The organism is Psychromonas sp. L1A2, from assembly GCF_009828855.1.
In the GTDB taxonomy this organism is placed as follows: domain Bacteria; phylum Pseudomonadota; class Gammaproteobacteria; order Enterobacterales; family Psychromonadaceae; genus Psychromonas.
Map to the genome: position 1 here is coordinate 264,111 of NZ_WUAG01000001.1, position 18,024 is coordinate 282,134.

General features: G+C 37.6%; 16 protein-coding genes. 8 read left to right on the forward strand and 8 right to left on the reverse strand.

Going from position 1 to position 18,024, the window contains the following annotated elements; all coding sequences use genetic code 11:
* Nucleotides 1-575: 575 nt before the first annotated feature.
* On the reverse strand, nucleotides 576-1,988 hold the full coding sequence (locus GQR59_RS01085; RefSeq protein ID WP_160060326.1) for an alanine/glycine:cation symporter family protein: 1,413 nt from the start codon (nucleotides 1,986-1,988) through the stop codon (nucleotides 576-578).
* A 539-nt stretch (nucleotides 1,989-2,527) separates the two neighbouring features.
* Here GQR59_RS01085 and GQR59_RS01090 point away from each other — a divergent pair.
* Complete coding sequence (locus GQR59_RS01090; RefSeq protein ID WP_160060327.1) at nucleotides 2,528-4,111, forward strand: GGDEF domain-containing protein; 1,584 nt, start codon at nucleotides 2,528-2,530, stop codon at nucleotides 4,109-4,111.
* 250 nt (nucleotides 4,112-4,361) lie between these two features.
* On the opposite strand, the gene GQR59_RS01095 is transcribed toward GQR59_RS01090, so the two are convergent.
* On the reverse strand, nucleotides 4,362-4,682 hold the full coding sequence (locus tag GQR59_RS01095; protein WP_160060328.1) for a hypothetical protein: 321 nt from the start codon (nucleotides 4,680-4,682) through the stop codon (nucleotides 4,362-4,364).
* Between the two features lie 120 nt (nucleotides 4,683-4,802).
* Nucleotides 4,803-5,819: an EF-P beta-lysylation protein EpmB gene (gene epmB, locus GQR59_RS01100; RefSeq protein ID WP_160060329.1), complete on the reverse strand. Its 1,017-nt coding sequence runs from the start codon at nucleotides 5,817-5,819 to the stop codon at nucleotides 4,803-4,805.
* 29 nt (nucleotides 5,820-5,848) lie between these two features.
* Between epmB and efp the strand changes: the two genes are divergently transcribed.
* Entirely contained in the window at nucleotides 5,849-6,418 is a 570-nt protein-coding gene (gene efp, locus GQR59_RS01105) for an elongation factor P (RefSeq protein ID WP_160060330.1), read from the forward strand.
* A gap of 110 nt (nucleotides 6,419-6,528) precedes the next feature.
* Here efp and frdD read toward each other — a convergent pair whose 3' ends face one another.
* The 4 genes from frdD to frdA form a co-directional block, all read right to left on the reverse strand.
* Nucleotides 6,529-6,930, reverse strand: coding sequence for a fumarate reductase subunit FrdD (frdD, locus tag GQR59_RS01110; protein ID WP_160060331.1), 402 nt, complete (start codon nucleotides 6,928-6,930; stop codon nucleotides 6,529-6,531).
* A 10-nt stretch (nucleotides 6,931-6,940) separates the two neighbouring features.
* Complete coding sequence (locus tag GQR59_RS01115) at nucleotides 6,941-7,330, reverse strand: fumarate reductase subunit C (protein WP_160060332.1); 390 nt, start codon at nucleotides 7,328-7,330, stop codon at nucleotides 6,941-6,943.
* Nucleotides 7,331-7,409: 79 nt separating this feature from the next.
* Complete coding sequence (locus tag GQR59_RS01120) at nucleotides 7,410-8,183, reverse strand: succinate dehydrogenase/fumarate reductase iron-sulfur subunit (RefSeq protein WP_160060333.1); 774 nt, start codon at nucleotides 8,181-8,183, stop codon at nucleotides 7,410-7,412.
* A 2-nt stretch (nucleotides 8,184-8,185) separates the two neighbouring features.
* Complete coding sequence (frdA, locus tag GQR59_RS01125; RefSeq protein ID WP_160060334.1) at nucleotides 8,186-9,955, reverse strand: fumarate reductase (quinol) flavoprotein subunit; 1,770 nt, start codon at nucleotides 9,953-9,955, stop codon at nucleotides 8,186-8,188.
* A gap of 224 nt (nucleotides 9,956-10,179) precedes the next feature.
* Between frdA and epmA the strand changes: the two genes are divergently transcribed.
* The 3 genes from epmA (at nucleotide 10,180) to GQR59_RS01140 (ending at nucleotide 11,788) form a co-directional block, all read left to right on the forward strand.
* Nucleotides 10,180-11,160 (forward strand): elongation factor P--(R)-beta-lysine ligase, encoded by a 981-nt coding sequence (gene epmA, locus GQR59_RS01130; protein ID WP_160060335.1) that lies wholly within the window; start codon nucleotides 10,180-10,182, stop codon nucleotides 11,158-11,160.
* 40 nt (nucleotides 11,161-11,200) lie between these two features.
* The gene (locus GQR59_RS01135; RefSeq protein ID WP_137297692.1) at nucleotides 11,201-11,428 is read left to right on the forward strand and encodes a hypothetical protein; all 228 of its coding nucleotides are present in this window, start codon (nucleotides 11,201-11,203) and stop codon (nucleotides 11,426-11,428) included.
* 99 nt (nucleotides 11,429-11,527) lie between these two features.
* A complete protein-coding gene (locus tag GQR59_RS01140; protein ID WP_160060336.1) occupies nucleotides 11,528-11,788 on the forward strand; it encodes a DUF4404 family protein in 261 nt (86 codons plus the stop codon).
* A 173-nt stretch (nucleotides 11,789-11,961) separates the two neighbouring features.
* Here GQR59_RS01140 and rpsT read toward each other — a convergent pair whose 3' ends face one another.
* Nucleotides 11,962-12,222: a 30S ribosomal protein S20 gene (gene rpsT, locus GQR59_RS01145; RefSeq protein WP_028867309.1), complete on the reverse strand. Its 261-nt coding sequence runs from the start codon at nucleotides 12,220-12,222 to the stop codon at nucleotides 11,962-11,964.
* A 306-nt stretch (nucleotides 12,223-12,528) separates the two neighbouring features.
* Here rpsT and murJ point away from each other — a divergent pair, with 306 nt between their 5' ends.
* From murJ to ileS, 3 genes are all read left to right on the forward strand, one after another.
* Nucleotides 12,529-14,088, forward strand: a complete 1,560-nt coding sequence (gene murJ, locus GQR59_RS01150; RefSeq protein WP_160060337.1) for a murein biosynthesis integral membrane protein MurJ — start codon at nucleotides 12,529-12,531, stop codon at nucleotides 14,086-14,088.
* A 127-nt stretch (nucleotides 14,089-14,215) separates the two neighbouring features.
* Nucleotides 14,216-15,160: a bifunctional riboflavin kinase/FAD synthetase gene (ribF, locus tag GQR59_RS01155; RefSeq protein WP_160060338.1), complete on the forward strand. Its 945-nt coding sequence runs from the start codon at nucleotides 14,216-14,218 to the stop codon at nucleotides 15,158-15,160.
* Nucleotides 15,161-15,185: 25 nt separating this feature from the next.
* Nucleotides 15,186-18,020 (forward strand): isoleucine--tRNA ligase, encoded by a 2,835-nt coding sequence (gene ileS / locus GQR59_RS01160; RefSeq protein WP_160060339.1) that lies wholly within the window; start codon nucleotides 15,186-15,188, stop codon nucleotides 18,018-18,020.
* Nucleotides 18,021-18,024 lie beyond the last annotated feature (4 nt).

An 18,024-nucleotide genomic window follows, 5' to 3' on the forward strand; every position in this document is an offset into this window, starting at 1 on the left:
TTCGATAGTAGTTTATTTGTCTTTAGTGTGAACTATCACGAAAAAATATCAATTCTTATTCTCTAAAATCCAGAATTTATAGTGATATTTCTAATATATCCCTGTTATTAATCAATATCTAACCTTGGTCAATACAGAGAAAGGTAGAGAGAATCGAACGCTATTGAAAGTAGAGGACTGGTAGGAAAAAGTGGGGGCTTAGCCATCGTGTTATTTTGTGGAGAGTACGTCAATGTAGTTGAGTATTTTTAATTGAAGGTTAGGCAGTTTTGTTGCGATTTTAGGATTGGAAATTAGGCTGCTTTGTTGTGATTTTTTAATTGGATATTAGGTAGTTTTATTGCGATTTTTTAATTGGAGATTAGACAGTTTTGTTGTGATTTTTTAATTTAGGATTAGGCAGTTTTGTTGCTATATTTTAATTGGAGGTTATACAGTTTTATTGTGATTTTTTAATTGGGAATTAGGCTGCTTTGTTGTGATTTTTTTGTTGAAGGTTGTCTGTTATCAACTAAAACCAGAGAATCCATTGCTCTGATTTTAGTTGTATTCAAAATAAAGTGGAGGAGTAGTTGCTACTTTTTAGCTTCCCATATTCCTGGCTCTATCTTTTTATCTAGTTCTGGTATTTTAGTTCGGTCGAAAGTAGGTACTTTGCCTGCGGCAAGTTGTTGATTGTAATCCTTCGCTAATTTAATCACTTCATTAGACAGTAATAAAATAGCAACCAAGTTAACAATCGCCATCAAACCCATTGATACGTCAGCTAAAGACCAGATAACGTTATTACTTTGTGTTGCGCCAAACAAAATCATACCTAGTACTGCAATACGTAAAATGATCAGACCGCGTGTATTTTTATGTTGTAAAAATACGAGGTTTGTTTCTGCGTAAGAGTAATTTGCAATGATTGATGTGAAGGCAAAAAAGAGTAATGCAATCGCAACAAAAGAACCGCCCCAATCACCAACTTGAATATCCAGTGCACGTTGTGTTATTTCAACACCGCCCATTCCAGAGAATGACTCTAAACCACCTGATAACAAGATAATCGACGCCGTTGCAGTACAGATAATAAGCGTATCAATAAATACACCTAACATTTGTACATAACCTTGTGATGCTGGGTGAGGTGGATAAGGAGAAGCGGTTGCAGCTGCATTTGCTGCGCTACCCATACCCGCTTCATTTGAGAATAAGCCACGTTGAACACCGGTCATGATCATTGCGCCAAATGCACCACCAGCCGCTTCTTGCCAACCAAAGGCTGAGTCAAAAATAAGACCAAAAATACCAGGTAATTCAGTGATGTTGATTAATACAACATAAGCAGCGATAAGTAAGTAAACTAATGCCATTGCTGGCACAATTTTTTCAGCTACTTTTGCAATACCACGAATACCGGTAAAAATAACCGCTGCCGAAATAAGTGCTAAGATAATACCGACAGTTAACTTATCAAATTGGAATGACTCATGTAATGCGGCTGTAATTGAGTTTGCTTGCACTGCATTAAATACTAAGCCGAATGCAATGATTAAGAAAATAGCAAATAAGCTACCCATCCAACGTGCATTTAAACCGCGTTCCATATAATAAGCAGGACCGCCTCGGAAGTTACCTTCTTCGTCATGTACTTTATAGGCTTGAGCCAGTGTACTTTCAGCGAAGCTGGTTGCCATCCCTAATAAAGCAATTAACCACATCCAGAAAATAGCACCGGGACCACCAACGGTAATCGCGATCGCTACACCTGCTAAGTTACCTGTACCGACTCGTGCTGCTAAGCTGGTGGATAATGCTTGGAAAGAAGAAATGCCTTCTTTGTCGGATTTGCGACTTCCTTTCATGACAGTAAAAGTATGAAAAAAATGACGGAATTGAATAAAACCTAATCTTATTGTGAAATAAATCCCTGTTCCGATTAATAAATAAACGAGGATTTGCCCCCATAATAAACCATTCAAAGTATTGAGAAGCGTTAACATAAGGATACCTTTTTATTATATTGCGCGAGTCCCTTTAAATTATTAAAACGCAATTGGATAATGAACAAGCGCGTGATATTAGCAAATATGATGTTGATTTGCTTATTTTTATGTTTAAGAGAAGCCTTACTTAATTAAGTGCTTATTATTTGCTCTTATTTTGTAAAAACTGCAAAGATAAGAAAAGTGTTTGCGTGGTAAAAGTGTTGTGAAGGTTATATCGATTGGTGTTGATGCCTGTGATGAACTTTATATTCGTATTGGTATTGAAATAGATAACGCTTAATATTTTTAGCTTTTTTGTATTAATAGAGGGCTTTTAATCACAAATATCTGATGAAAAAATTCACTTCGTGTTTATTATTTAATCAATTGTGTTGATGTTTAATGTATAATGTCTTTTAATTATGAATCCATTTCAATTTAACTTCATTGACCCTTTGCTTGTATTTTATAAGTTTAGCCTCTAATGAAGCGGATACAGAATCAAGTTCAAGGATGATATGCCCCGCTTACGACATAGATTAAGCCTTAGAGTAGTGACTCTTACTATTACATTAGCGATTATGACTGCGATCGTAGGGGGGGCTGGCATTTTTACATTAGAAGAATTTCAGGAAGACTATGGAAAAGTAAAAGATCATAACTTTGAAATGCTGCTTAATATGACCAAGTTAAAAGTTCAAAGTAATGAAGTGCTAACGGCCACTGCAGATATGTTTTTAGCTGAACATGAAACTGACCTACAAATACTCAATTTTTATATCGATGGAAGGATGGCTTGGATAGATAAACTATCAGAAGAGCTTGCTGATCGTGTCGATAATGTTCAAGAATTATTTATTTTTAAGTCTCGTTTATATACACAAGTACAAGTTATTTCTGATGAGATCCTTAATAAAATGGCGTTATCAGATGCGTTATTAATTGAATATAAAAAAGTGGAAAAGTATAAGCGATCACAAATAAAAGAAGGTAATTCAGATATTGCATTGGCGGTTGATAATATCATGTCGCTTTTTAATTCAATGGATCAAAAAAGCCTATTAAGCCAGGAAAAACCTAATACAGAGGAAGTTAAACAATTTATTTCACCACTTAAAGACATCATTCCAGAGCAAGAATATAAACATATAACGGCATTATTTCTTGAGCAACCTTCTCTAACTTCTACTTATCAACGCTATTTAGAACAACTTGAAGTGCTCAACGTACTTAAATCAGAACATGCACAACTGAGTAAATCGATTGCTTCTGTTACTGGTGAAGCGATTTTAATGGCAGAGAAAAACTTTTTAAATAATTTGAATAAAGTAGAAGAAAAAATATTGTCACGCAAGTCTGATTTGTATGTGCTTATGTTCATCTCTTTTGCTATTGCATTGGTGTTAGTATTTTTACAAATAGGCTTTTTACGTCGAGTGCATCTTATTCGTAAAATCATTGATGCAGGTGATGCCAAAAGTCAATTTCAAATTCCTATTAAGGGAAGGGATGAAATCAGTGAAATGGCTAAGTCAGTTAAAAGCTATATCGAAGAAATATTAAAAAAAGAACAACAAGTTTCTGAAACAAATAAAAAATTAGAGCACTTAGCGATGCATGATGGGTTAACGGGGATTTATAATCGTCGTTATTTCGATGCCAAACTTGAACAGGAACATATACGTTATTTACGATATAAAGAGCCTTATTGTTTAGCCATGCTGGATTTGGATTTCTTTAAAAAAGTTAATGATACTTATGGGCATGATATAGGCGATAAAGTCTTAATTGATTTTACGGCTCGAGTCACTAAACAATTGAGAGAAACAGATCTTTTTGCGCGTTTAGGTGGGGAAGAATTTGGTTTATTAATGCCACTTACCTCTGAGATCAATGCTGTCATACTGATGGAGCGAATTAGAAACCATATTCAATCTATACCGTGTGTTGTTAATAATTTTCGTATTAATTATTCGGTGAGTATTGGGTTAGTTGAAGTCAAAGAAATTAATGACATGCATGATGTGTTGAAGCAACTGGCTTTGGCTGATAAAGCCTTGTATGAGGCGAAAAGAACAGGACGAAATAGGGTTAATGTTTATCAAAGTGAGCAGTTGATTACTCCACAAAGAGCATAGACGTTTACATCGTTATGCTTCTACTATAACCGTCATCATTCAAGGTGCAAAAATCAGCAAGTCGCCAACTCGAAAACCAATACTGCGTTGTAACATTCGATAAGGACTCGCCATTATCATCACATTGTCATCACATTGCCATCATGTTAGGCCTTAGCGACTGAATAATGCATCTTGATTGGTAACGGTTATATAAACCTTATCTAATGAGCCACTTAAAATCGTCATTTTAAATGGCTACTTCAAATCGCTATTTTTCTTTTAAGTTTTCTTTAAATGCATTGAGCATTTTAAATAGTAATTCAATTTTAACGACAATAGCGGGTAGTTGCTTCATATAGTGCTCTTCTGTGTCCGTTTGAATAGCTTGTAAGTCTGCTGCTAATTCTTCTACATAAGGCAAAAATGTATCTGCATGTTTCGTAAACGGTGTATCGTCTGCAAAAATATGTGCAAAACCTGCCGTTTTTTGTTTGCGTAACTCACCTAATGCTTGGTCGGCATCTACCGCTCGGTGGTAAATTATTTTAATGTTTTCTTGAAGCTGTGCTTGCACGCTTTCTTTGCTCATCATTGTCTCCTGTGCAATTTAGTCATTGAACTGAGTTATTGAACTTAGTCATTTAACTTAGTCCTTTAACTTAGCCACTTAATTCAGTCATTTAACTTGGTCATTTAATAATACTGGTCATTATAACGAATGTATTAAGGTTTTGCTTTGTTGTCCTGCGATTTCTCTACTTAAGCGCGGTACTAAATAACCGGGTAATTCACTTTGCATGGCTTTGTGTAATTGCTGTGCTTGTTTTTCAGCGATATCAAAATGTGCAGCACCTTGAACTTTATCAAGTAAAAACAGGTAGTAAGGCAAGATATTGACTGAAAATAAAGCTTCACTGAGTGCGACGAGTGAGCCAACATCATCATTAACATCTTTTAACAGTACACTTTGGTTTAATAACTGGATACCTGCTTGGTGACAACGTTGCATCGCTTGTGCAAAATCAGCGTCAATTTCTTGCTGATGGTTAATATGCAGTACTATCACAATCTTAAAGCGGCTTTGTTGTAAACGATCGGCTAACGCTTGAGTGATGCGAGATGGAATTACGACAGGTAGTCGAGTATGAATACGTAAACGTGTTAATTGCGGCAATGCTTCCAGTTGTGTTAATAATTCAAATAACTGTTTATCTTTACTCATTAGTGGATCGCCACCACTGAGGATCACTTCATTGACGTCAGGATGTGCTTGTATGTAATTTATAATCTCGATTATCTGAGATTTGTTAATATTATTGTCAGCGTAAGGAAAGTGACGTCTAAAACAATAGCGACAATTAACCGCACATCCTGTTTTTAAAATAAGTAAAACACGGCTTTTATATTTGTGTAATAAGCCCTGTTGATTGTTATTTTGTTCAACGAGCGGATCCATTGTATAACCCGATACGAGCAATTCTTCGTCGTTAATCGGTAGGACTTGTTTTAATAAAGGATCGTTAATATTGCCTTTTTGCATTTTCTTTATGAACGGTAAAGGCACTAACATTGGGAATTGTTTTCTCGCAAGTTGACTAATTAGGTCATTTTCCTGCTCAATCTCCAATATTTCCAATAGTTGTAGTGGATTTTTAACCGCATTCGCGAGTTCCTTTTGCCATGTTGGCAAGTCAGCGGTATTATTCACGTTAATTATTTCAGGCATTTTTTATCAGTTTAGTAATAGAGGTTATAATGGCAACATATAGTACCAGTGATTTTAAAGGCGGGCTAAAATTCATGCTCGATAATGAGCCATGTGTGATCATGGAAAACGAGTATGTTAAACCTGGTAAAGGCCAAGCATTTAGTCGTGTTAAATATCGTAAGCTAATATCTGGCAAAGTGGTAGATAAAACATTCAAATCAAATGAATCAGTTGAATCTGCTGATGTCATGGATTTTGACTTAGCTTATCTTTATAACGATGGTGAGTTCTTCCATTTTATGGATAACGATACATTTGAACAGATTGCTGCTGATGCAAATGCGGTAGGCGATATGGACAAATGGTTAGTAGAACAAAATATTTGTACTATCACTACTTGGAACGATGCACCGATTGCTGTTATGCCACCTAACTTTGTTGAGTTAGAAGTGACTGAAACAGACCCAGGTCTTAAAGGCGATACTGCTGGTACTGGCGGTAAACCTGCTACGTTATCAACAGGCGCAGTTGTTCGTGTTCCTTTATTCATTCAAATTGGTGAAACGATTAAAGTTGACACACGCAGCGGCGAATATGTTGGTCGTGTAAAAAAATAATCGATTGAATGCATTAACAATTGTTAATGTTTCATCGAAAAAGGAAAACCAGCATTCAGCTGGTTTTTTTATGTGTGGTGTTTTTTAATGATCGCTTTTTTAATGCAAAGCTACTGAGTTAGCATCTGCAATAACAAAGTAAATACAAACACACTGACGGCGAATGCAAATCCATAGCAAATCACCTGTTGCCAATCTCGACCTCGTTTAATGCCTAAATCATGCAATGAATGAAAGATACGGTGTAGCGTATGCCATAAAGGTAATGCGACTAATACCAAGATGATAGCTGCGCCATACCAACTACTAGCAAATTGATGCAACTTATCATAACTTAGGTGTTCAGCATCAATTATGCCTAATGGAATCAATAACCCTGTCACTAATACCATCACTGGTGTTAGAAATGCTGTTAGCATGCCGCCAGCACCAAACAATCCCCAAAAGACAGGTTCATTTGAGCGAATATACTTTTTCTCTTTTAATGGTTCTGTTGTTTGTTGAATGTTCATGAAACCTCCTTTAGAGCATGATGATTACTAAGCAAAAGACAGTGACAATAGCGAATGTTATGTAATGACCTGTAACAATTAGTTTTCCATCCAGTGATTTTCCTTTGATATAGAGATCTACTGCTTTAGGTGCTAATGAAAACCAAGTGATGGTGTGATACAAAGCAATCAATAGCACTAGCAAATGGAAAACGATTGAAACTGGGTGTTGCAAGGCACTTAACCATGCATTGAAAGCCATTTCTCCTTGGCTTAAACGGAAAACTCCCCAAGCTAAAATAAGGCTATAGAGTGTGATGAAAATACTACTGCCTTCTCGAATCATATATTTGCTGTAAAATATGTTTTTTAACCACCAGTCATTGTTCATTTCACGTTGATAAGGTTTACGTTTACTCATTTTATTTACTCCAAAATAACTTCACGTTAAAAGCATTCGCTTTTTTATTGTCTCTAATATTAGCAATGTGCTTGTCATATTAATCAGGCTTGAACATACCAATTAAGTAGTCTTTGCTGCTTTCGACTTTTAATAATTGGATCGCAGCAGCAGGGTCAACTCCTTTAGGGCAAACTACTGAGCAATAACCAACAAAAGTACATGACCATACGCCTTGCTCTTGGTTTACTATTTTCATTCGCTCAACACTTCCTGCATCTCTGCTATCTCGGTTATATCGTGCTAATAAAGCTAATGCAGCAGGGCCTATGAATTTTTTATCTAGCCCATACTGTGGGCAAGCCGAGTAGCAGAGGCCACAGTTAATACACATGGAAAATTTTGCATATTTTTCCATTTGTTCAGGGGTTTGTTGGTAAGTGCCTTCCGATAGGCATTTATCATCGCTTGCAGGAATAATGTAAGGTTTAATTTCTTCTAGTTTTTTAATGAAATCATCCATTACCACAACAAGATCACGTTCGATCGGGAAGTTAGCTAAAGCTTCAAGTGTCACTTTTTGTGGATAATAGTCTCGTAGGAACGCCTTACAACCTAGTTTTGGTATGTTATTAACCATCAACCCGCAACTGCCGCAGATAGCCATTCTGCAAGACCATCTGAAGCTGATGCTGCTATCTAAATGATCTTTAATATATTGCAGTGCCTCTAAGATCGACATATCTGGGTGATAAGGCACTTCGAACAATTGAGGAAAGGGCTTTTCATCTTGCTCTGGACGATAACGAAGGATCTCTATTTCGATGACTTTATCGACTACTTTTTGTTTCGCTGGGCTGGCTTGAGCTGACATAATCATTTCTCCTTCGTTTCAGAAGCGGCACCGTATACTCGTTCAGCAGGTTTGCTTTTGGTGATAGTGACATCGGAGTATTTTATAATGGGTGCTTGTTTGGCTTGATAATAGGCTAATGAGTGTTTTAAAAAATGCACATCATTGCGTGTATTAAACTCATCAATACGTTGATGTGAACCACGTGATTCTTGGCGAGCAATCGCACTATGGGCAATCGCTTCTGCGGTATCTAATAAATAACCTAACTCAATGGCATATAAAAATTCTGTATTGAAGACGCTGGATTTATCATTGATTTTAATATGTTGATAACGCACTTTTAATTCGGCTAATTTATCAATGGTTTGTTGCATTGATGCTTGTGTTCGATAGATACCAACACCTTCTTCCATACAATCGCCCATTTCTTGACGTATATCAGCCATTTTTTCCGTTCCATTACTGTTTAATAACGCCTCTGTTGTTGCGATTATCTTTTCAGCTTTTTCTTGTAGTGGTTGGATAGCTTGATGTTCTGTTTGTTGAGCGTATTCTGCTGCTTGTTGGCCTGCTAAGTGGCCAAAGACGGCTAGTTCTGATAGTGAGTTAGAGCCTAAGCGATTTGCACCATGTAAGCCGACTGAAGCACATTCTCCAATGGCATATAATCCCGCTAAGCTGGTGGCCGTTTTAGCGTTAGTGGCAATACCACCCATCGTATAATGCACCGTTGGTCGAACAGGGATTGGCTCATGCACAGGGTCAACGCCTACATAAGCTTTAGCGAGTTCTCGAATAAAGGGTAATCGCTCGTCAATTTTGGTTTCGCCTAAATGACGTAAATCAAGATAAACCACATCACCACGATCGCCACTGATCACATTACCTTTTTGTTGTTCCTGCCAGAAACATTGGCTTATTTTGTCTCTTGGACCTAATTCCATGTGTTTATTTTTAGGATGACCAAGCGGTGTTTCAGGCCCTAAGCCGTAATCTTGTAAGTAACGGTATCCATTTTTATTGATTAATACACCACCTTCACCACGGCAACCTTCCGTCATTAAAATGCCTGAACCTGGTAAACCAGTAGGGTGGTATTGTATGAATTCCATATCTCGCAATGCGACACCGTGTCGGTAGGCGAGAGACATTCCATCTCCGGTGACGATGCCGCCGTTAGTGTTATAGGTATATACTCGCCCTGCACCGCCGGTCGCCATGATCACTGATTTTGCTTGAATTAATTTTGCTTCACCCTCTGCAATATCAAGAATGACCACGCCTTGAATTTTGTTATCTTCAACAATTAAATCAAGACAAAAGTGTTCATCAAACCGAGTTATTTTAGGGTGTTTAAGCGATGTTTGAAAAAGCGTGTGTAGAATATGAAAGCCACTTTTATCAGCGGCAAACCAAGTCCGTTCTTTTTTCATTCCACCAAAAGCGCGTACATTAATATTACCGTCGGCTTTACGGCTCCAAGGGCAACCCCAGTGTTCTAATTGTGTTAATTGTTTCGCTGCATTTTCTACAAAGTATTGCACCACATCTTGCTCACACAACCAGTCGCCACCAGATACGGTGTCATCGAAATGTTGATCTAATGAGTCACTATCTTGCACTACACCGGCTGCTCCGCCTTCAGCTGCAACAGTGTGGCTGCGCATGGGATAAACTTTGGATATAAGCGCGATATTAAGCTGTGGGTAGTTTTCAGCGATTTCGATAGCGGCTCTTAACCCTGAACCTCCTGCACCGATAATAGCGACGTCTGTTTTGATTATTTGCATAATTTTCTCCAACAAAATGACAAACTGCTTAATATTTAGTCTATCAGTTAGCTTGGGGAAAACTTTGATCGAAACAAGGTTAAGTTAAAACTCTTATGAACAATATAAATTTAGTGCTTAACTCGTTAATAAAATTGTTAAATTTTACACTTTGAATGATAGCGGGTATAGATTCCAGAAATGCCAAAGGTTAGGTAAACTAGGCTTTTAAAAAAGGAGTTCCAATGAACTGGTTACCAAGTGCTTCGCTGGCACAATTAAGTGCGCGTGCGACGATGTTAAAAACGATTCGAGATTTTTTTAGCGACTTACAAGTTTTAGAAGTTGAAACGCCTTCTCTCAGTCAAGCCGCAGTGACCGATGTGCATCTTCAATGTTTTAAAACACAGTTTGTTGGTCGTAATATTAGTGATAAGCCGTTAGTAGACGGTGGTGTGCCATTATATTTACAAACTTCACCAGAGTTTCAGATGAAGCGTCTATTAGCAGCTGGCAGCGGCTCAATTTATCAAATATCAAAAGTATATCGAAATGAAGAGTCGGGACGTTTTCACAACCCTGAGTTTTCTTTATTAGAGTGGTATAAAGTTGGTTTTGACCATCACCAATTAATGGACGAAATGGCGACGTTATTAATGTTGATTCTGAAGTGTAATACGCCAACGCGGTGTAGTTACCAAGAGGCCTTTTTATCTATTTTGCAAGTTGATCCATTAACGGCAAGTATCGAAGAGTTAAAATTGGCAGGTGCACATTTACAGCTAGGTGAAGTACTTGATAATGAAACGGACAAAGACACGATTTTACAACTGTTATTTTGTATCGCGATAGAATCTAAAATAGGCCAAGACGAACCTTGTTTTGTTTATGATTTTCCTGCCTCACAAGCGGCTCTCGCTAGAATTAATACACAAGATGATCGTGTTGCTGATCGTTTTGAGGTGTATTATAAAAGTGTTGAGTTAGCGAATGGCTTTCATGAACTCAATAACAGTGAAGAGCAATTAAAGCGTTTTCAAGCGGATAATCAATTACGAGTAACAATGGGTCTGCCGGAAATGCCGATAGATCATAAATTTGTCGCTTGTTTAGATCATTTACCTGATTGTGCAGGTGTTGCTTTAGGCTTAGATAGATTGTTAATGCTCTCTACTGAACAAAAGCATATTAATGATGTATTAAGCTTTAGTGTTGATAATGCGTAAACGTATTACATTAAAACCGTCGATAAGATAAGGGATTAAAATGGCAAGGTTATGGCTAACGGATAAAAGCTATCCTATTTGGAGCTATGTTTTACGTATTGCTTATTGGTTGATGGCGATTTATTTATCAAGCCTGTTTTTGCAAGCTTATCAAGATCAAAGCTGGTTTAAAGTTGGATTGATAGTGATCAGTATTTTGTTTGTGATCATCTTTTTAGTGTTCACTCGTTTTATCGACCGATTTTTAAAGGTGCCTGTAAAGGACTGATGCTACAATGAAAATAAGCAGTTTAAGTGTTCAGTGTAAAAATGCTAATCACTTAACCATGTTTCGTATCACTATCTATTATTTAAAACTGAGGTGTGTATGCCAATCAAAAAAGTACAATCTGAATTTAAGAAATTATCTGATGTGTTATCTGAAGGTTTAGTTGCAGATGAATGTACTGCAGGTGAATTACAAAAAGTACATGACCAATTACAACAAGCCATCATGTCTGGCGATCCCGCTCAATTGATTCGAGATAAGAAAATATCACAACAATTGTTAATGTTTGAAGAAACAAACCCAGTTGTTGGTAAAGTTGTTAAAGATTTAATTAATGCATTATCTGGAATGGGCATTTAATTGAAATCTATCTTTTGAGAAGTCTTTCTTGAAAGATAGCTCTTTAAGGTTTTATATTTAAAGTGAATATTTAAATATACAAAACAAGTAATTCTGAAAATATAGACATAAAAAAACCGACACTAGGTCGGTTTTTTAATATTTTAAATAAAAGGCAAATTCTTAAATAAGAATTAAAGCGCTTTAATTTTAGCAGAAAGACGGCTTTTCTTACGAGCAGCCATATTTTTGCTGATCAGACCTTTAGTTGCGTAAGCATCTAAAACTGATTGTAATTTAACGAACTCAGCCGTAGCTAGTTCTTTGTTTGCAGCTTCGATTGCAACAACAACTTTCTTGATGAAAGTACGCATCATTGTACGACGACTTGCATTATGTTTACGGCTTTTTTCAGATAATAAAGCACGTTTTTTAGCAGACTTGATATTAGCCAAGACCTTAACTCCTAAATTCTGTATAACAAGGGATAATCAAAGGTCGTGGAATATGCCTTGTAACACGTATATTGTCAAATGGTTTCTTATTAACCAATAAAATAACTGGTAACGAACCAGGTGGATGGTTAAACTGCGCGCATTTTATACTCAACCCATTACAGATGCAAATGCAGAGTCGAATGTTTTGACGATATATTGCCTGTTAAATCTATTAAATTTAACTAAAGCGTGTATTTTGTCATTCTGAATCTCATCTTTTAGTGCGTTGAGTGTTATTCCATTTTAGTCTTTAGGAAATCAAGTGTGAGTAAAAAGCTAATAAAATCAGGCATGATCGTAAGTTCTATGACCTTAGTATCTCGTATTTTAGGATTAGTTCGCGATATCGTTATTGCAAATTTGATGGGAGCAGGGGCTGCTGCAGATTTATTTTTCTTTGCTAATAAAATTCCTAACTTTTTACGTCGTTTGTTTGCAGAAGGTGCATTTGCACAAGCTTTTGTTCCTGTATTAACCGAATATGAAAAAACACAGTCTCGAGATAAGGTAAAAGAACTCATTTCTGCTGTTTCAGGTACTTTAGGCACCATCATCACTATTATTACCATTTTAGGAGTTATTGGTTCTTCAGTGATCACTGCATTATTTGGCTTTGGTTGGTTTTTAGAGTGGTGGAATGGCGGCCCTGAAGCCTATAAATTTGTATTAGCGTCAGACATGTTAAAAATCACTTTCCCGTATTTATGGTTTATCACTTTTACTGCCTTATCTGGCGCGATTCTTAATACATTAGGGAAATTCGCCGTCGCGGCTTTTACACCGGTATTTTTAAATATTGCCATTATTTCCTGTGCTGTGTTTCTTTCTCCGCAACTCGCCCAACCTGAAATTGGTTTGGCGATCGGTGTTTTTATTGGTGGTTTAATACAGTTCCTATTTCAAATTCCCTTTTTGAAAAAAGAAAAATTGTTAGTGAAACCAAGCTGGCAATGGCATCACCCTGGTGTCGTAAAAATTCGTACCTTAATGATTCCTGCCTTGTTTGGTGTGTCAGTCAGTCAAATAAACTTGTTGTTAGATACTTTTATTGCCAGCTTTTTGCAAACGGGCTCAATCAGTTGGTTATATTACGCTGACCGTTTACTAGAGTTCCCGTTAGGGCTGTTTGGCATTGCGATTGCGACGGTTATTCTGCCAAGTTTGTCTTCTTCTCATGTTAATAAGTCTTCTGAAGGTTTTTCTAAAACCTTAGATTGGGGCATTCGTAGCGTATGCTTTTTAGGTTTCCCTGCCATGCTCGGTTTAATGGTGTTAGCGGAGCCAATGTTGCGTGTTTTATTTATGCGTGGCGAGTTTGATATGCAAGATGTCAGTATGTCGGCGATGAGTTTATGGGCTTATGCCAGCGGTTTATTAAGTTTTATGTTAGTTAAAGTACTCGCGCCAGGTTATTACTCACGCCAAGATACGAAAACACCGGTTAAATTTGGTGTGATCGCGATGGTAAGTAATATGGTGTTAAATGTTATTTTTGCTGTGCCTTTTGGTTATGTTGGGTTAGCTATTGCAACCTCATTATCTGCGACTTTAAACGCTGGCTTATTATGGTTTGGTCTTTATAAGAGCGGTGTTTATCAAGTACAAAAGGGTAGCTTGGCTGTATTAATACGTATTATTGCGTCAGGTTTAGTGATGGTCGCTGCGTTGTTATATATGACGCCGAGTCTTGTTATGTGGGTTGGTTTTGGTTTACTTGAGTCAATAATGCAATTAATTGCTTTGATTTTAGGTGGTGCCGCTATTTACTTGGTGAGTAATTTTATTTTTGGATTGCGTCTACGTCACTTTAAAGTCGGTCGTTAATTTAAAGTAAGTCGTTAGAATTAATGTTAAACCGTTAAAATGAAAGCTGATTACTTTGCGGCCTTAATATATAATCAGCTCTTTTATATTTTCAACGCTATTTTTGGCAATTATTTATGACATTATCATGGAATTAATACGCGGAATTCATAATCTACAACATCAACCTCAAGGTTGTGTGTTAAGTATTGGCAATTTCGATGGCATTCATCTTGGCCATCATGCTGTTTTGTCTCGCCTGTTAAAGGAAGCTAAACGCTTACAAGTGCCTGCGACGGTAATGACCTTTGAGCCTCAACCTGCTGAATTGTTTGCAGGTAAAAATGCGCCTGGTCGACTAAGCCGTTTGCGTGATAAGTTCGTACAGCTTGAAAAACTAGGCTTGGATAGCTTACTGTGTGTGTCTTTCACGCATAAATTTGCCAACCTTAGTGCGAATGATTTTATTGAGCAGCTATTAATTAAAAAATTAAATGTTAAGTTCCTAGTGATTGGAGATGATTTTCACTTTGGTTACCAACGTTTAGGTGATTTTGCTCTGTTAAAAGAAGCAGGTGAAAAATATGGCTTTGAAGTCGTTGATACTAAAAGCCTGTCGCAAGATGCTTGTCGTGTTAGTAGCACTCGGATACGCAGTGCATTAGCAAAAGGTCAATTACAACAAGCAGAGCAAATGCTAGGTAGAAAATATAGTATTGCTGGTCGTGTTGGACATGGTAAGAAGTTGGGTCGTACAATAGGCGTTCCGACTGCAAATTTATTTTTAAAACGTCGCGTTTCACCTGTATCGGGTGTGTTTGTGGTATCAGTGCTTGGTGTTGATGAAGCTGGTATTGATAAACAAGTTTATCGTGGCGTTGCAAATATTGGTTGTCGCCCAACCGTTAATGGTGAAAGACAACAGTTAGAAGTACATATATTTGAGTTCGAAGGTGATTTATATGGCCGTCAGCTTGAAGTGTTACTTGAGAAAAAATTACGTGATGAAGTTCGTTTTGATTCATTCGCGGAACTAAAAGTACAGATTGATAAAGATATTCAGCAAGCTAGACAATGGCATCAGCTTAATTAATAGAACGTTAGATGGAATAAAACCGATGAGTGATTACAAAAGTACATTAAATTTACCAAAAACTGGTTTCCCGATGCGTGCAAACTTGGCTAATCGTGAGCCTAACATGCTTAAAAATTGGTACAAACAGGATCTTTACGGAAAGATTCGTGCTGCCAAAAAAGGTAAAAAAACATTTATTCTGCATGATGGTCCTCCTTATGCAAATGGCGATATTCATATCGGTCACTCGGTTAATAAAATTCTAAAAGATATTATTGTTAAATCTAAAACATTATCTGATTTTGACGCACCTTACATTCCAGGTTGGGATTGTCATGGTCTACCTATCGAACTTAAAGTTGAGCAAAAGCACGGTAAACCGGGTAAAAAGCTAACCGCTGCTGAGTTCCGTGTTAAGTGTCGTGAATACGCTGCGCGTCAAGTTGATGGCCAACGCAAAGACTTTAAACGTTTAGGTGTGTTAGGTGAGTGGGATAACCCATACCTAACCATGAACTTTAAAACGGAAGCAAATATTGTTCGTGCATTAGCTAATATCATTAAAAATGATCATCTACACAAAGGGTCTAAACCAGTTCATTGGTGTACCGATTGTGGTTCTGCATTAGCAGAAGCTGAAGTTGAGTACGAAGATAAATTATCTCCAGCAATCGATGTGGCCTTTAATGCAGTTGATAGTGATGCATTACTTGCTTGTTTCGATAAGCAAGCTGATGACTTTGGTCAAGGTGTTATCTCTGCTGTTATTTGGACAACAACGCCTTGGACATTGCCTGCTAACCGTGCCATTGCATTAGCTGCAAAAGTTGAATACTCACTGGTAGCCGGTGGTGGACGTCGTTTTATCTTAGCGACTGATCTTGTTGCTGATTGTATGACACGTTACGGCATTGAAGATTTTACGACGTTAGCTATCGCAACAGGTGCTGCGTTAGAGAAACAATTATTCCAACATCCATTCTTAGATTTACAAGTACCAGCGATTGTTGCTGACCACGTGACTATCGATGCCGGTACGGGTTGTGTACATACTGCTCCTGGGCATGGTCAAGACGATTATTCTGCTGGTTTGAAATATGACTTAGAAGTGGCGAACCCTGTTGGCGATAATGGTGTGTTCCGTGACGATACTGAATTCTTTGCAGGTCTACATGTATTTAAAGCAAACGATAAAGTATTAGAAGTATTGACTGAACGTAATGCATTAATCCATCACGTTAATATTAAGCACAGTTACCCACATTGTTGGAGACATAAAACACCAATCATCTTCCGTGCAACGCCACAATGGTTCATCTCTATGGATCAAAAAGGGTTACGTGACAGTGCATTAGCAGAGATCAAAGATGTTAAATGGATCCCAAGCTGGGGCCAAAACCGCATTGAAAAAATGATTGAAGGTCGCCCTGACTGGTGTGTTTCACGCCAACGTACATGGGGTGTGCCAATCACGTTATTTGTGAATAAAGAAACTGACGAATTGCACGAAAACTCTATTGAAATGATGGAACTGATTGCACAGAAAATCGAAAAAGAAGGCATTCAAGCTTGGTTCGATTTAGAGCCTGAATCTATTTTAGGTTTTGAAGCAGAACAATACCGCAAAGTAACTGATACATTAGATGTTTGGTTTGACTCTGGTACAACTCACGCCTCTGTTGTTGCGGTTCGTGATGAATACACTAAAGAAGATGGCACACAAGCAACAGCTGATTTGTATTTAGAAGGTTCAGATCAACATCGCGGTTGGTTCCAATCTTCACTATTAACTAGCACTGCAATCAATGGCGTTGCTCCTTACAAAGAAGTGTTAACGCACGGTTTTGTAGTGGATGGTGATGGCAAGAAAATGTCTAAATCACTGGGTAACGTAATGTCGCCACAAACAGTGATGAATGACCTAGGTGCGGATATTTTACGTTTATGGGTTGCTTCAACGGATTATACGGGTGAAATCACCGTTTCTGATGAAATCCTAAACCGTAGTGCAGATAGCTACCGTCGTATTCGTAATACGTCACGTTTCTTATTATCAAACTTAAATGGTTTTGATCCGCAAACTGATTTAGTGGCACCAGAAGAAATGGTTGCGCTAGATCGTTGGATCGTGGCGAAAGCATTAACGATGCAAAATGAAGTGATTGAAGCCTACGATAACTACAATCTGCATGTTGTTTACCAAAAACTAATGCACTTCTGTTCAATTGACTTAGGTAGTTTCTACTTAGATATTATTAAAGACCGTCAATACACAGCGAAAACAGGCAGCAATGCTCACTTAAGTTGTCAGACTGCGCTTTATCATATCGTTGAATCATTAGTGCGTTTAATCGCGCCTATCTTAAGCTTTACTGCTGATGAAATCTGGGGACGTTTACCGGGTGAGCGTAACGAGTTTGTTTTCACTGAAACATGGTATGAAGGTTTGTTTGGTTTAACTGAGAATGAAGTCTTAGATAACGATAAATGGACTCAAATCATTGCGGTACGTGCTGAAGTCAATAAAACACTAGAACTTGCTCGTAAAGAAACAGTGATTGGTGGCGGACTAGAAGCTGAAGTTACTTTATATGCTTCTGAAGAAATCAATACATTATTAAGTACGTTAGATGATGAGTTACGTTTTGTCTTAATCACCTCACAAGCCGCTGTTAAACCATTAGCAGATGCACCTGCTGAAGCAATTGCAACTGAACTTAAAGGTTTATCTGTACTCGTATTGAAAACTGAAGCCGCTAAATGTGACCGTTGTTGGCATCATCGTGAAGAAGTTGGCCAAGATGAGAAGCACCCTGAGTTATGTGGACGTTGTATTACTAACGTTGACGGCGAAGGTGAAACGCGTCAGTTTGCTTAATTAA

Excerpts from the sequence above, each read along its gene's own strand:
- GQR59_RS01085 (WP_160060326.1), bottom strand. The coding sequence starts at position 1,988 with ATGTTAACGCTTCTCAATACTTTGAATGGTTTATTATGGGGGCAAATC.
- GQR59_RS01140 (WP_160060336.1), top strand. The coding sequence starts at position 11,528 with ATGCCAATCAAAAAAGTACAATCTGAATTTAAGAAATTATCTGATGTG.
- GQR59_RS01095 (WP_160060328.1), bottom strand. The coding sequence starts at position 4,682 with ATGAGCAAAGAAAGCGTGCAAGCACAGCTTCAAGAAAACATTAAAATA.
- ribF (WP_160060338.1), top strand. The coding sequence starts at position 14,216 with ATGGAATTAATACGCGGAATTCATAATCTACAACATCAACCTCAAGGT.
- epmA (WP_160060335.1), top strand. The coding sequence starts at position 10,180 with ATGAACTGGTTACCAAGTGCTTCGCTGGCACAATTAAGTGCGCGTGCG.
- GQR59_RS01135 (WP_137297692.1), top strand. The coding sequence starts at position 11,201 with ATGGCAAGGTTATGGCTAACGGATAAAAGCTATCCTATTTGGAGCTAT.
- GQR59_RS01115 (WP_160060332.1), bottom strand. The coding sequence starts at position 7,330 with ATGAGTAAACGTAAACCTTATCAACGTGAAATGAACAATGACTGGTGG.
- ileS (WP_160060339.1), top strand. The coding sequence starts at position 15,186 with ATGAGTGATTACAAAAGTACATTAAATTTACCAAAAACTGGTTTCCCG.
- frdD (WP_160060331.1), bottom strand. The coding sequence starts at position 6,930 with ATGAACATTCAACAAACAACAGAACCATTAAAAGAGAAAAAGTATATT.
- GQR59_RS01120 (WP_160060333.1), bottom strand. The coding sequence starts at position 8,183 with ATGTCAGCTCAAGCCAGCCCAGCGAAACAAAAAGTAGTCGATAAAGTC.
- epmB (WP_160060329.1), bottom strand. The coding sequence starts at position 5,819 with ATGCCTGAAATAATTAACGTGAATAATACCGCTGACTTGCCAACATGG.
- frdA (WP_160060334.1), bottom strand. The coding sequence starts at position 9,955 with ATGCAAATAATCAAAACAGACGTCGCTATTATCGGTGCAGGAGGTTCA.
- efp (WP_160060330.1), top strand. The coding sequence starts at position 5,849 with ATGGCAACATATAGTACCAGTGATTTTAAAGGCGGGCTAAAATTCATG.